Source organism: Nitrospirota bacterium (assembly GCA_016195565.1).
Lineage (GTDB): Bacteria > Nitrospirota > Thermodesulfovibrionia > Thermodesulfovibrionales > UBA1546 > UBA1546.
On sequence record JACPZK010000002.1, the window covers coordinates 112365 to 126770 of the forward strand.

Consider the following 14406-nt stretch of genomic DNA (forward strand, 5'->3'; position numbering starts at 1 on the left):
AGATTAAAAATATGACTATGCAGTCATCGTTGTAACTTCAACCAGATGATGTCTCTTACGCGCCTCGTTCACAATTCCTTCTAACCTTGCAGAAATGGCATCTTCGATCCAGTCTGCGCCGCACTGCGAGCATACTGTTGCAGGCACATCTCTTACAACGACCACGCCAAAGCCTAAGTCAACAGTAAACGTAGTTTTCCCTTCCTTTTTTGCGCCTCCGCAAAGCGGGCATTTATCGGGGAAGTTCTTGAATGTCATTTTTGCCTCCTTGTCTTATAATCTGATTCAAAATGCTCTAAATCAGGCTTATATGCTGTAATAACAAAACCCCATCCTGTCAATAAGTCAATTGCTGCAACAACATGGAGAGGTTCTTCGTTTATCCATCCTAAAAACAATGCGCTTGGATACGGCTTATCATCAGGATAGTCCTCAATGATTTCTCCCTTTCTTAGAATCTCCTTAACGTCTTCTCTTGAAATGCCTCTTTCAAACATTCGCTCAAGAGAGTGTCTCTGCCACTCAATATAACCATTCTCAATTGCGCTTCGCAATACATCCCTGTTCATTTACTTAATTATACTTTAATGGCAAGAGGTATTGCCATGAGATAAGCGATTAAATCAGCGACTTCCCGCAGCAGATTAAAAATGTGCATGGCGGATTTGTTTAATATTTTATGTAACCTGCCTTCGCTCAGATAAAACGCCTTGCTTCCTAAGCATACGCAATACATTATTTGCATCTTCTTTTAGTTCGCTATGTGATTCTTTCAAGTCCTTGGCGTACTTAATCAGGGAATCCATGTACGCATCTCTATTGGTTGCATGTTGTGGATTTTTTGTCTCTTGAAAAAGAAAAAACCAGTATTCATATTTTTGAAGTAAGTCGTTGTTAAATCGATATGAGTCAATCAAACCCCTTGCATAGGTATATGTGGTGATTATTGCTTTTCGCAGGTCATTATTATCTATTTGACCAATCAAAAAAGAATTTCCAGTGTAAACTGTAAAATATTCTTGAGTTACAGGATAATAAAAAAGGAATGGTTGATTATCACTAAGAGCTTCTAATTTGACGCCGATTCCTTTCATATAAGTTTCCCATAGCGTTTCGATTTCATCATGTAAAGATTGTAGCAAGCTTCTGACAAGAGTTTCTCTATCTTTCTTTTGTTTTTCCAAATCATTTTGATGGGCTTGTTTGACACCACGCAAAGTAAAATACCCTGTAATGCCTCCTCCCAAAATACTTCCAAGAATGGCGGCAATGATAGATATACAATTATTGTCATTCATATGGTTTTATCTCCTCGAATTAAGGAAAAGTTGTATGTCATCAAATTTGCCCTCTGTTCATTTATTCCTGCTACCAGCTTATGCCCTTTTCGCGTAGAAATTCTTGTGCAAGCTTATATCCCAGTCGTGCTGCTATTTGATAATCCTTCGTCGCTTGCTGATAGTTGCCGAGATCGTTATAAGCACTTCCCCGAATGAAATAAGCCCTTGCATGATCAGGCTTGAGTTCTATGGCTTTGGTGCAGTCATTAATTGCCTGCTGGTGGTTGCCTACGATTGCATAACAAACTCCCCGATTGTGATGAGCATTAGCATAATCAGGCATCAGTTCAATGGCTTTAGAAAAGTCATTTATTGCCTGCTGATAGTTACCAAGCTTGCTATAAGCTACGCCACGACTGTAATAAACCTCAGCATAATAAGCCTCAGTATAATAAGCATCAATATAATCAGGCATCAGTTCAATGGCTTTGGAAAACTCATTAATCGCCTGTTGGTGATTGCCTAATTCCAAATAAGCCCTTCCCCGAATGAAATAAGCCGCCCCATAATCAGGCTTGAGTTCTATGGCTTTGGTATATGCATCTAATGCTTCTTTCCATCGTTCAGCACTAGCAGCCTCATAGCCTTTATTAAACCACTCAACCGCAGTTAACCCCTGTATCGTCGCTTTATATTCCTGCTGAATTTTTTTGCTCGGCTGTTTATTGTTAGCTTTAGCAAGCTCTTTGTTTAGTCTCTCCACTTCTTTTGTCAGTTCTTCAGCCTTTTTTCTCGTCTCCTCAAGTTCTTTTCCCTTAAACGGCTCATCCATTATTTTCTTTAATGCCTTTGCTACTTCCTTCGGGTCTGCCGAGACTTTTGCTTTAAGCCAGTAGGTTTTCCCGTCCCATTTATCCTCTATAATCTCAGCGCCTACAATTCCTGCGCTGTAAGTCTTTACCTGTTCTTTTGTGAGTTTGAAATCTTTTACTTCTGTCTCGCTTATCAGATATGTTCCAAGTTCCTCAAGAAGCAACCTCTTTACCATCTCAAGCGAAATAGTCCTGCATGACGCCTTGCTGTCAAGCTCGCTCGCCTGATATGTGTATTCTTTTACAAAGGTAACTTTCTCGGCGTGGGATAATCCGGCAAACAGGAATATGCTGAAAACAACTACGAGAATAATTTTTATGAAATAGCGCATTTCATCCCTCAAATATCTAATGTAGTCTTTCATGAAATATAATCCCCTCCAGAATAAAAATCAAGGTAAAATTCACCTTCCCACTTTCGTGAAAATAACAAAGAGAATGTCTATTTAAACCCGATGGGATTGCCACGCTCCCGATAGTTGCTCGCAATGACAAAAAGGACTCCAGAAATTTTTAAATTAACTCCTCTTTGATATCCCCGGTGGGCTCTTCTTCTGGAGGAGAAAGCAGTTTGCTCAATTTCTTATCCCTGCCAATCAGTTTTGCAAGTTCAAAAGTTTTTTCTTTTTCGTCTGCGGTCATAAGACTCACCAGAGTCACAACATCACTTGAATCCTTGTACCCTGTAGACCTTAATTTCAAAGCCGTAAGATAAGGTTTAGTTACAACATTTAGAGGAATTCCTTCCATGCTAACTGCAGTACAAATCGCATCTAATTCCCATTTATACTTAGCCACTAAAAAATCTATTCTCATAAATTCGCCCATTTTGTCCTCAATGAATATGACATCATGTTTAAAGGGGTCATCCTGAATTTCACTGCCTTTTATCATTCGTGCTTCGAATCTCTCAGGAAGGGTTCTTAATAAAAGGCTATAAAAATCTGGGGCCGTGGGACCTTTTGCAGAGGAAAGAGCGCTTGAATAAACACAGAAGTCAATATCGAGGGTTGTTCTTTCAACGCCGTGCAGGACAGCGGCGTATCCCCCTATAAGTGCGATGTCTATATCAGCAGGGAATTTTTTGATAATGTCTTGGATTATTTTTAATGTATCTTCTATAGATTTCATATTCTGTTACACCTTCGGCTTTTGCCTTTATGGCGATAATCTCTGAAATGACTGCATATACAGCCTTCATCCTCTCAAGCGGCGAGAGCCTGAGAAATCTTTCCTGCCCACTTTTTCCACTTATATCCCTAACTGATTTCATATGACTGTATTATATCATTATGAAAGACTTATGAGAATAACCACCTCTCTGCCCTTGCCCAAAAATCTCTGTTTAGTGCAAAATATCAGACAAACTTATTTCCGAAAAAAATGTTTGATTCCAAAAGAGGGAGATTTTGTGTCAGTTAAGGTAGGTGTAATAGGGACAGGCTATCTGGGACAGCACCATGCAAGGATATATTCAGAGATAGAAGGTGCAGAACTGACAGCGCTTATTGATATTGATGAAGAAAAGGCAAAAGTCCTTGCAGTTAAATATAACTGCAAAGCATATTCTGACTACAAAGATATTATTAATGAGCTTGATGCTGTAAGCATTGTCACTCCTACAATTTCGCATCACAAAATAGCGCTGGACTGCATAAAGGCAGGGAAAGACCTTCTGCTTGAAAAGCCGATAACAGTGAGCGTGGCTGAAGCAGATGAACTCATAAATGAAGCTGAAAAAAAGAATTGCATACTTCAGGTCGGGCATGTTGAGAGATATAACCCTGCTGTGATAGCCGTGTCAGGGCTGATAAAAAATCCCCGGTTCCTTGAGTCCGAGAGGGTGTCGCCTTTTACAGGCAGAAGCACTGATATAGATATAACGCTGGACCTCATGATACATGATATAGATATTATGCTCGGCTTTGCGGCTTCTCCTGTGAAGGAGATACGGGCGCGAGGCGCAAGCGTGCTGACGGACAAGATAGACGTTGCAAAAGTGTGGCTTGAATTTGAGAACGGGTGCGCAGCCATTGCAACGGCAAGCCGCCTGTCGCCTGAGAAACAGAGGAGGCTCAAGATTTTTCAGGAAGACTCATTCATTCATATTGATTATCAGAATCATGAGGTGAGGGTTTACTCTAAAAAAGGAGACAGTCTATCTTCTGATATAATACGGCCTGAGAAAAAAGAGCCGCTGAAAGAAGAGCTTATTGATTTTATCAGATGCGTGAAGGAGAGGAGAAAACCAATGGTCTCAGGCATAGAGGGCAGGAATGCGCTAAAGGTAGCGCTTGATATAACAGAAAAGATAAGAAAGGATTTGGGGAAATAAGAATGGTTCCAATGATAGACCTGAAAAAGGAATTTGCAGAGATTAAGGGAGAGGTCCTTGATATGCTCACAGAGGTACTGGAGAGTTCGCAGTATATCCTCGGCCCTAAGGTTGCTGAACTTGAAAAGAAGATTGCGGATTACCATAATGTCTCTTCTGCGATTGGCGTTGCTTCAGGCACGGATGCGCTTCACCTGAGCCTTGACGCATTTGGCATAGGAGAAGGGGACGAGGTTATTACAACACCGTTCACTTTTTTTGCTACTGCCGAGGCCATCCTCTACACTGGAGCGATTCCCGTATTCGTTGATATAGAGCCCGAGACTCTGAATATGGATGTCAGCCTGATAGAAAAAAAGATTACTTCAAGGACAAGGGCTATTATCCCTGTGCATATATTCGGGCATCCTGCTGATATGGATGCAATTCAGAAAATAGCAAAGAAGCATAACCTCAAGATAATTGAAGACTGCGCCCAGGCATTCGGCAGTACTATCAGGGATAAGAAAGCCGGAAGTTTTGGAGATGCCGGCTGTTTCAGTTTTTACCCAAGCAAAAATCTTGGCGCCTACGGTGACGGAGGCATAATAACGATTAACGACCTTGCTGTTGCCGGCAATATAAGGAAACTAAGGAATCACGGCTCTAAAGGAGCATACAAACACGAGACAATCGGATTCAACAGCAGGCTAGATGAAATACAGGCGGGGATATTACTCGTGAAGTTTAAGCGGATTGATGAATACAACAAAAAAAGAAGGCAGAAGGCTGTGCTTTATACGAAACTTCTGTCAGGCGCTGTAAAATGCCCTGTGGAAAAAGACGGCTTCTATCATGTGTATCATCAATATACGATTATGACTCCAAAGAGGGATGTTATTCAGGAAAAATTAAAGGCATCGGGCATTGCATCGGTTGTTTATTATCCTATTCCGCTTCACATGCAAGAGGCTCTGGGATTTCTTGGTTATAAAGAAGGCGATTTCCCTGTTACTGAAATGGCAGTTAGAGAAGTGCTCTCCCTGCCAATGTATCCCGGGCTTGAGGAAGAGACGGTAAAGAGGATTGCGGAGATAATAAGGGGTGCCGTTTAAAAAATTCCAACGGTTATGAGTACTGTCATGATAGTTACAGGCGAGAGTTCAGGCGAGTTATACGGTTCGCTTCTTGCAAAGGCTTTAAAGGCAAAATGCCCTGAGGCGCGTATAATCGGCATTGGCGGCGAGAGGATGAAAGAGGCCGGGGTGAATATTATAGCCGGGATAGCGAGCGGATTCGGCATCTCGGAGGCGTTTGCTTCATACAGGAGAATAAAAGAGACATTCAGGAAGGCTGTTAATGCAATAGAGGAATTCTCGCCAAAGGCCTTGGTTCTCATAGACTATCCCGAATTCAATATCAGGCTTGCAAAGGTTGCCAAGAAGAAAGGGATAAAAGTCCTATATTATGTAAGCCCTCAGGTGTGGGCCTGGCGGAAGGGCAGAGTAAAGACAATTGCAGAGGTGTCGGACAGGATTGCAGTGATACTGCCTTTTGAAGAAGAGATTTACAAGGGCACAGGCGTTCAATGCGAGTTTGTGGGACATCCTGTTCTTGAAGAAATAGAATCCATGACAGAAGACAGGGCCGGCCTGCGGAAAAATTCAGGGATAAATACAGACTCTCCTGTTATTGCCCTGCTTCCCGGCAGCAGGCCGCATGAGCTAAAGAGTCTTTTGCCTGTCATGATAGATGTAGTGAGAAACTTTAAAGCGGAGTTTCCTGACTACAATTGCCGGTTCATAATGCCGGTTGCGCCTAATGTTGATATTGAAAAATACCAAACCTATATCAGCAGGCTCAGAGATGAGGGAGTGGCAGTTGAAAAAGAGAATGCGGTGAAGGCGCTTTCAATGGCTGATATGGCTGTAATCGCATCAGGCACAGCCACATTACAGGCTGCATTCCTTGAAACGCCGATGGTTGTGATTTATAAGCTCTCTCTTTTTTCGTATTTTATCGGCAGGCTTATAGTTGATGTAAAATATATCTCGCTTATAAACTTGATTTCAGGCAGGGAAGTGGTAAGGGAACTGCTTCAGTCTCAGGCAGATGCAAAAAATATTATGAGAGAGCTGAAAGAGATTATGCTGAATAAAAATTACAGGGAACAGATGATAACCCGGTTCCGGACAGCAAGAGAAATGTTTAAAGGCAAACAGCCTTCAATGAGAGTGGCTGAAATGATATGTGAGATGACGGCATGAAAGACATTAAGAAAATTTTAAACCTCGCAAGGCCGTACTGGGGGAGAATAGCGCTTGCAGGTATGGGCAGTCTTGTAGTCTCAGGGATGAACGGATTTCTTGCCTGGCTTGCAAAACCTGCTGTTGACAAGTTATTCGTAGAGAAGAAAGCAGAATACCTTCCATTCATTGCTCTGGGTGTGCTCGCTGCGTATTCAATCAGAGGAATCTTTTCTTTCTTCCAGTCTTATCTCATGCGGTCTGCAGGCTCAAAGATTGTTAGAGACATAAGGGACAATCTCTACCGGCATACTACATCCCTTCCGATGAGTTTCTTCGGCAAGGACTCTACCGGAGCGATGATATCAAGGATAATAAATGATGCAGGCTCGATTCAGGGACTGCTTGCTTTCACAGTTAAAGACCTGTTTGTTGAGACCTGCACTATTATTGTGCTTGTCAGTGTTGCCATGTATATGCGGTGGGACCTGACATTGATAGCGGTCGTTGTTCTGCCCTTGGCGCTCTATGGCGTCTCAAGGCTTGGCAAGAGGCTTAAAAAAGTTAGCATGAGGGTTCAGGAAAAGATATCAAGAATAACAGAGATACTGTCAGAGACTTTTTCGGGGATTAAGATAATAAAGGCATTCAACAGGGAAGAGGAAGAGGTGTCACGCTTCAAGAGGAACAATCATGATTATTACAGAGAGCTCATGAGGTCTACAAGGATAATTGAGGCAACGTCTCTCATGATGGATATAGTTGCCGGGTTCGGAATCGCATTTGTGATATGGTACGGCGGAAGGCTCGTTGTGGATAAAACTATAACTCCAGGGGCCTTCTTCTCGTTCCTGACTGCGATATTTATGATATACACGCCTGCAAGGAGGCTCGTCGGCGTGCACAACTCTTTGCAGCAGGTAAAGGCGCCGCTTGAAAGGATTGACAAGGTTTTTGAGGAATCAAGAGAGAAGGAAGGGGAAGATGAGCTTGAAGGAATAAGCAAGGAAATAGTCTTCAGCAATGTATCATTCAGGTATGAGAACACCAAAGATGACGCGCTCGAGAACATAAACCTGAAGGTGGAAAAAGGAGAGATTATAGCTCTGGTCGGCAGAAGCGGGGCAGGCAAGACAACATTTGCTGACCTTCTGTCAAGATTTTATAGCCCGGCAAACGGCTCTATCAGCATAGATGGAATAAACATTTCTGATGTAACGCTGAAGTCCTTAAGGCAGTTAATCGGGATTGTCAGTCAGGACATAATACTCTTTAATGATACGGTCCGCGCAAATATAGCATACGGCAGAAAAGGGGCGGCCGAACAGGAGATAGCGGATGCGGCAAAGGCGGCATTCGCACATGATTTTATACTTGAACTGCCTCAAGGCTATGGCACAGTCATAGGAGAAAGGGGGATAAGGCTCTCAGGAGGGCAGAAACAGAGGCTCTCAATAGCAAGGGCGATACTTAAAAATCCTCCGATACTCGTTCTTGATGAAGCTACCTCGTCTCTTGATACCGCATCAGAGATGATGGTTCAGAAAGCGCTTGAAACACTAATGGAAGGCAGAACCACATTTGTTATTGCACACAGGTTATCGACTGTGCGAAGCGCGGACAGGATAATAGTATTTGACAAGGGGCGGATTGTTGAATCAGGAACTCACGATGAACTTTTAACTGCAAACGGTCTTTATAAAAAACTCTATGACCTTCAGTTTGATGATTCTAAAGCTGATTTATAGCTTTTTATATTCTATTGCATTATTCTTCATCCTGCCGTTTCAGTACAAGAAACGGCCAAAAGACTTAAGGCAAAGATGGCTCAGAGAAAAGTTTGGAACTTTTAACTTTTCACTTTCAACTTTCAACTCTTCACTTATCTGGATACATGCAGTCTCTGTGGGTGAGGTCATAGCGTCACTCCCTTTATTGGAAAAACTTAAAGTCAGATACCCTTCAGTCAGTTTAGTTCTCTCAACAATCACTGATACCGGACAGAAAGTAGCAATGGAAAAAGCTTCTGAAGGGACAAAAGTGATATATCTCCCCTTTGACCTCAACTTTATACTAAAGAGAACCTTCAAAAAAATACATCTCGATCTATTCATAACAATCGAAACCGAACTCTGGCCAAACCTGCTGATGACACTAAAGAAGCGCAAAATCCCTGCAGTTGTAATGAACGGCAGGATATCGGACGATTCATTTAAGGGATATAAGAAGATAAAATTTTTTATGCGCAGCATTATTAGTTGTGTGGACCTCTTCTGCATGCAGGATGCCGTGTATGCGGGAAGGATTAAAGAGCTTGGCGCTCAGGAAGAGAAGATACGGGTCATCGGCAGTTTTAAATTTGACACCGTGCCTTCTTTGGATATTCCGGAATGGACTAAGTTGCTTTCTCATCCTGTTATCATTGCAGGCAGCACGCATAGGGGAGAAGAAGATTTGATTGTCTCTTCCTATATTGAGTTGAAAAAAGATTTTCCCGGGTTAACCCTGATTATTGCACCGCGTCATCCTGAAAGGTTTAAAGAGGTGGAGGAATTGATAAAGGCAAAAGGTCTTTCCTATGTGAAAAGATCACAGCTTATTCACCCATTCACCGATTCACCCATTCACCAAATTATTATTCTTGATGCAGTAGGAGAGCTTGCATCAGTTTACGGTGTTTCGGATGTTGCTGTGATAGGCGGAAGTTTCATAGAGCACGGCGGGCAGAACCTTCTTGAGCCTGCCTTCTGGGCAAAACCTATAATATGCGGCCCGCACATGGAGAATTTCCCTTTTGCGAAAGAGTTCTATGAAAAGGGCGCTGCAATAGAGGCTGACAGTTCTACGCTCTACGAAAAACTAAAAGAACTGCTTCAGTCTCCAGAGAAAAAGAAGTCCATGGGCAACAAGGCAAAAGATTTGTACAATGAAAAGTCAGGCGCAGTTGAAAGGGCGATGAAGGAGATTGAAAGATTTCTAAGAAATGAGGCTGGATAACTTATAATATTATCGGCGTCTTATTTCAGGAGGTGGCATGTCAGATAAAAATTTAGTGCCAATGGGAAGCAAGTCTTTTGAAGACCTGAAGAAAGTAAATGAATATGGCGCGGAATATTGGAGCGCACGCGATATTCAGCCTCTCTTAGGATATACGCAATGGAGACGATTTGAAGATGCAATTAAAAGAGCGCTAACCTCTTGCAAACAATCAGGCAATACCGTTGAAAACCATTTTGCCGGCGCCGGCAAAATGGTTGACCTTGGCTCAGGAAGTTCACGAGAGATTCCGGACTATAATCTGTCGCGTTTTGCCTGTTATCTTATCGCACAAAATGGCGATCCACGAAAACCTGAAATTGCCAATGCGCAGAAGTATTTTGCTGTTCAGGCACGGCGGCAGGAAATCTCCACTGCAATTGCCGCTGATGTAGAGCGTTTGGAACTCCGCAAGCAGACAGCCGAAGAATTCAAGGCATTGTCAGGCGCGGCGCGTGATGCAGGAGTGCATGACAGGATGTTCGGGGTCTTCCACGATGCCGGATATAAAGGCATGTATGGCGGGCTTGGCAGGGATGCGATAAAGAAACAGAAAAGAATACCTGAAAAAGAAAATCTCATGGACCGCATGGATACTACAGAGTTAGCGGCAAACCAGTTTCGCATGACGCAGACACGCGACAAGCTTGCCCGTGAACGGGTGAAAGACCAGCAAGCAGCAATCAAGACACACGAAAACGTCGGCAAAGAAGTTAGAGACGCCATTAAACGTATAGGGGGAACACTGCCTGAGAAACTGACTCCTGCTGAACATATCAAGCAGGTCGAAAAGCGTGTAAAAAACGCTGCTCCTAAACTGGAACTGGAAGAAAAAGATGCAAAGGGATTGATTGGGAAGTTGGAAGAGGAATAAAAATTTCAGGGTGGTTCAGGATAGGGAATTTGAAAGCGATTTTGATAGAGAAGTAAAAAAGGTTATGGGGAGAAAAAAGCGAAACGTGAACAAGAAATAACATGAAACTCCACTTCGACAGCAACCATGAATACCGGATAGAGGCTATCATGACCGCCACTGATTGCGGTATGGCAAGATAACTATGACACTCCCTGAATTTCTTTATTACATCGGGTATTCGCTTGATAAACGCTATAAGCTGAAAAGACAGAAGCGTCTCCCTCATAAAGTAATCAGCATCGGCAATATCACTGCCGGAGGCACAGGGAAGACGCCTGCAGCAATCGCCGTTGCAGAAGAGGCAAAGAGAAGAGGGTTCTATCCGGTGATACTTACAAGGGGATATAAAGGAAAGGCGAAGGGGCCGTGTTTTGTACAGAAGTCAGAAATAAAAAATGACTCGTCACTGCTTTACGGTGATGAGCCTGTCTTGATGTCCGAGATATTAAAGGATGTCCTTATTGTAAAATGCGCTGACAGATACAAAGGAGGAATGTTTGCTATTAAAAATCTCAAATTTCAAATCTCAAATTTCAAATCTCAAATAGTTTTCATCCTTGACGACGGCTTCCAGCACTGGCAGCTTTTCAGGGATAAGAACATTCTGTTAATAGATGCCGAGAATCCTTTTGACAACAGACGGCTTCTGCCTGTCGGCTTGCTAAGAGAGCCTCTTAAGGAAATAGAAAGGGCAGACATTATAGTCCTGACAAAAACAGGCGATATTCGTCAGGCAATGATTGAAGACATAGTTGGAGAAATAAAGAGCTATAACTCAAAAGCTCCGCTATTCCTTTCTATGCATAAACCGTCAGGGTTTGTGAAATTGTCAGGGGAAACAATGCCGCTTGAATGGGCCAAGGAGGGTCTTTTTTCCTTTTTTGCGTTCTGCGGCATAGGCAGCCCTGAATCATTCAGGAAAACTGTTTTGTCCACAGGATGCAGCCTAAAGGGCCTTAAAAAATACAGCGACCATTACACTTATAAACAAGAGGACATTGAAGACATCATTAAAGAAGCAAAAGCAGGAAATGCAGGCTGGATTGTTACAACAGAAAAAGACCTGGTCAGGCTCAGAGGCCTGCGTTTGCCGGAAAATCTTGTTGCTCTCACAATCAGGTTTGCAATTGATGAGAAGTTTTATGCTGAGGTATTTAAATGCTGAGGTTGTGAATGCTTTTTCACTTAACAACGATTAAGAGCTTAAATGATTTTATTAAAATTTAAAATCTGCATCAATTAGGATTTAAATTGATTTATTAAAATTTTAAAGTTAATCTAAAACGTTTATGCCCGGAACTTATTTGCCTTCGGATTATTTGCCTGTTCTTATATTTTTGATGGCCGCAACGGCCTTCGGAATGGGCGCCTTATTAATTGGTGAACTCCTCAGGCTGAAAAGGCCATACCCTGAAAAACTTATGCCTTATGAATCAGGCAACCTGCCTGTCGGAGAGCCGCGATACAGGTTTTCTGTTAAATTCTATATTATCGCCATGCTCTTTGTTATCTTTGACGTTGAGGCTATTTTCCTGTATCCCTGGGCTGTTGTATTTGACCTGTTGTATTTGACAGGATTGGACTATACGCCTTTATTGAGATGATTATTTTTATAGTTATACTTTTTGTCGGCTATATTTATGCATGGAAAAAGGAGGCATTTAAGTGGGACTGATTACAAGCACAATTTCTCCATCGCTTGTTGAGGTTGAAAAAGGCACAAAAATACTGTCGCCCAATATCATTATCACCTCAATGGACAAGCTCATCAACTGGGGAAGAAGCTCGTCCTTATGGCCCGTGACCTTCGGGCTGGCCTGCTGCGCCATTGAAATGATGACTACGGGATCGTCACACTATGACTTAGACAGGATGGGGGTTATCTTCAGAGGCTCGCCGCGGCAGGCGGACCTTATGATTGTCGCAGGCACTGTTACGAAAAAGATGGCGGAAATTGTGAGAAGGGTATATGACCAGATGCCGGAACCAAGATATGTTATTTCAATGGGGAGCTGCGCATGTTCAGGCGGCATATTCAATACATACAGCACCGTGCAGGGATGCGACAGTTTCCTGCCTGTGGATGTTTATATCCCGGGCTGTCCTCCAAGGCCGGAGGCATTGCTTGAAGGGATAATAAAGCTTCAGGAAAAGATAAAGGGTGAGCACTTCAGATGGAGCAGGTGGAGATAAATCAGTGTTCAGTGCCAGTGAACAGTGTCAGAAAAAATCTGAAAACTGACACTGACACTAATCACTGACACTATTTTTTAGGAGAATATATGGAACCCTTACAAATAGCAGAAAAGATAAAAGAAAGATTTTCCGATGAAGTCCTTGAGGTAAAGGAATTCAGGGAACAGGTTGCTGTCACATTAAAGAAAAACAGAATTCTTGAAATATGCAGGTATCTCCACGACGATTCAGCCCTTTGTTTTGACTATCTTGTTGATGTGTGCGGTGTGGACTATGCAGGAAAGAAAGAAAAGAGATTTGAAGTTGTCTACCATCTTTATTCTATAAAACGCTGTCATGCAATAAGGTTGAAAGCAGAAGTGCCTGAAACTAATTCTGAGATTGATTCTGTTACAGGCATATGGGCCGGAGCAGACTGGCATGAAAGAGAATGCTATGACATGTTCGGGATTATTTTTAGCAAGCATCCTGATCTCAGGAGGATACTTATGCCTGAGGACTGGGAAGGCCATCCCCTGCGAAAGGATTATCCGGTGAAGGGAACAGAGAAGGAATGGGCAGGGTTTAGGACAGTTCTTGACAGGGTAAAGAGATTTAAAGAGTTTGAGTGGAATGAATAGTTTATAGAGCAGTAGAACAGCAGTTTTCCGACTGCTGCGCTATTGCTCTGCTGGGCTTCTGCACTAAAATTATGGAACAGATAGAAAAGACATTTGAGACAAGAGAATTAACCATCAGCATGGGGCCCCAGCATCCGGCAACCCATGGGGTTCTTAGGCTTGTGCTTACCCTTGACGGCGAGACTGTTGTTAAATGCACTCCTCATGTTGGTTATCTCCACAGGGGGATAGAAAAACTCGGGGAAAACAGGACATATTTTGCTGCTCTTCCTCTCACAGACCGTCTTGATTATATATCCTCGATGAACAATAACGTAGGCTATGTGAATGCCGTTGAAAAACTTTTTGGCATTGAAGCGCCTGAAAGGGCAAAGTTTATCCGAACCATGGTCGCTGAAATGGGAAGGATTTCAAGCCACATTATATGGCTTGGAACACATGTCCTTGATATCGGAGCTACAACGCCTTTCCTGTATGCATTCAGGGAAAGAGAGCGCATTCTTGACCTTTTTGAAATATTGTGCGGGGCAAGGCTCACGGTAAGTTATCCGAGGATTGGCGGTGTACGGAACGACATTTCACAGGAATTTCTTGATGAACTCTATGAGTTTGTTCTTGAGTTCCCTGACAGGATGGATGACTATGAAACACTTGTCACCGAAAACAGGGTTTGGAAGAAGAGGACAGTCGGCATAGGCGTTATTTCCGCGGAAGAGGCTGTCAACTGGGGACTTACAGGCGGTATGCTGAGGGGCTCCGGTGTGAACTATGACGTAAGAAAACATGCTCCTTACGATGCTTATGACAGGGTTGAGTTTGATGTTCCTTTGGGGAAAAACGGAGATTGCTATGACAGGTATATTGTCAGGATGGGTGAGATGAGACAGGCAAACAGGATTATTAAACAGTGCATTGAAAAACTGCCC

The 14406-nt window shown here is 42.8% G+C and carries 16 protein-coding genes and 1 pseudogene; 11 read left to right on the forward strand and 6 right to left on the reverse strand.

All coding sequences use genetic code 11. The features are described from left to right. Positions 1–15: 15 nt before the first annotated feature. The 6 genes from HY035_00600 to HY035_00625 all read right to left on the reverse strand — a co-directional run bounded on the left by HY035_00600 (position 16) and on the right by HY035_00625 (position 3425). Complete coding sequence (locus tag HY035_00600; GenBank protein MBI3376889.1) at positions 16–258, reverse strand: type II toxin-antitoxin system MqsA family antitoxin; 243 nt, start codon at positions 256–258, stop codon at positions 16–18. Next, positions 255–569 (reverse strand): DUF4258 domain-containing protein, encoded by a 315-nt coding sequence (locus HY035_00605; GenBank protein MBI3376890.1) that lies wholly within the window; start codon positions 567–569, stop codon positions 255–257. The genes HY035_00600 and HY035_00605 overlap by 4 nt, the downstream gene beginning before the upstream one ends. A 108-nt stretch (positions 570–677) precedes the next feature. Further along, positions 678–1298 carry a hypothetical protein gene (locus HY035_00610; protein ID MBI3376891.1) on the reverse strand — a complete coding sequence of 207 codons (621 nt, stop codon included), beginning with the start codon at positions 1296–1298 and terminating at the stop codon, positions 678–680. A 70-nt stretch (positions 1299–1368) separates the two neighbouring features. Then, the gene (locus HY035_00615; protein ID MBI3376892.1) at positions 1369–2517 is read right to left on the reverse strand and encodes a tetratricopeptide repeat protein; all 1149 of its coding nucleotides are present in this window, start codon (positions 2515–2517) and stop codon (positions 1369–1371) included. 148 nt (positions 2518–2665) lie between these two features. After that, entirely contained in the window at positions 2666–3283 is a 618-nt protein-coding gene (locus tag HY035_00620; protein MBI3376893.1) for a hypothetical protein, read from the reverse strand. Next, positions 3222–3425, reverse strand: a complete 204-nt coding sequence (locus HY035_00625; GenBank protein MBI3376894.1) for a hypothetical protein — start codon at positions 3423–3425, stop codon at positions 3222–3224. Before HY035_00625 ends, HY035_00620 begins: the two co-directional genes overlap by 62 nt. Before the next feature lie 138 nt (positions 3426–3563). Here HY035_00625 and HY035_00630 point away from each other — a divergent pair, with 138 nt between their 5' ends. The 11 genes and pseudogenes from HY035_00630 to HY035_00680 form a co-directional block, all read left to right on the forward strand. Continuing rightward, positions 3564–4487, forward strand: coding sequence for a Gfo/Idh/MocA family oxidoreductase (locus tag HY035_00630; GenBank protein MBI3376895.1), 924 nt, complete (start codon positions 3564–3566; stop codon positions 4485–4487). Between the two features lie 2 nt (positions 4488–4489). Beyond that, entirely contained in the window at positions 4490–5581 is a 1092-nt protein-coding gene (locus HY035_00635) for a DegT/DnrJ/EryC1/StrS family aminotransferase (GenBank protein MBI3376896.1), read from the forward strand. A 27-nt stretch (positions 5582–5608) separates the two neighbouring features. Beyond that, complete coding sequence (gene lpxB / locus HY035_00640; GenBank protein ID MBI3376897.1) at positions 5609–6733, forward strand: lipid-A-disaccharide synthase; 1125 nt, start codon at positions 5609–5611, stop codon at positions 6731–6733. Next, the gene (locus HY035_00645; GenBank protein MBI3376898.1) at positions 6730–8460 is read left to right on the forward strand and encodes an ABC transporter ATP-binding protein; all 1731 of its coding nucleotides are present in this window, start codon (positions 6730–6732) and stop codon (positions 8458–8460) included. The genes lpxB and HY035_00645 overlap by 4 nt, the downstream gene beginning before the upstream one ends. Next, positions 8438–9709: a 3-deoxy-D-manno-octulosonic acid transferase gene (locus tag HY035_00650; GenBank protein ID MBI3376899.1), complete on the forward strand. Its 1272-nt coding sequence runs from the start codon at positions 8438–8440 to the stop codon at positions 9707–9709. Before HY035_00645 ends, HY035_00650 begins: the two co-directional genes overlap by 23 nt. Positions 9710–9746: 37 nt before the next feature. Further along, positions 9747–10622: a DNA damage-inducible protein D gene (dinD, locus tag HY035_00655; GenBank protein ID MBI3376900.1), complete on the forward strand. Its 876-nt coding sequence runs from the start codon at positions 9747–9749 to the stop codon at positions 10620–10622. 184 nt (positions 10623–10806) lie between these two features. Then, on the forward strand, positions 10807–11829 hold the full coding sequence (gene lpxK, locus HY035_00660; protein MBI3376901.1) for a tetraacyldisaccharide 4'-kinase: 1023 nt from the start codon (positions 10807–10809) through the stop codon (positions 11827–11829). A gap of 139 nt (positions 11830–11968) precedes the next feature. Further along, positions 11969–12339: pseudogene (gene ndhC, locus HY035_00665) on the forward strand (NADH-quinone oxidoreductase subunit A). Between the two features lie 80 nt (positions 12340–12419). Further along, entirely contained in the window at positions 12420–12857 is a 438-nt protein-coding gene (locus HY035_00670; GenBank protein ID MBI3376902.1) for an NADH-quinone oxidoreductase subunit B, read from the forward strand. Positions 12858–12946: 89 nt separating this feature from the next. After that, positions 12947–13480, forward strand: coding sequence for an NADH-quinone oxidoreductase subunit C (locus HY035_00675; protein ID MBI3376903.1), 534 nt, complete (start codon positions 12947–12949; stop codon positions 13478–13480). Positions 13481–13551: 71 nt separating this feature from the next. After that, on the forward strand, positions 13552–14406 hold an 855-nt coding region (locus HY035_00680; GenBank protein ID MBI3376904.1), incomplete at its 3' end, for an NADH-quinone oxidoreductase subunit D.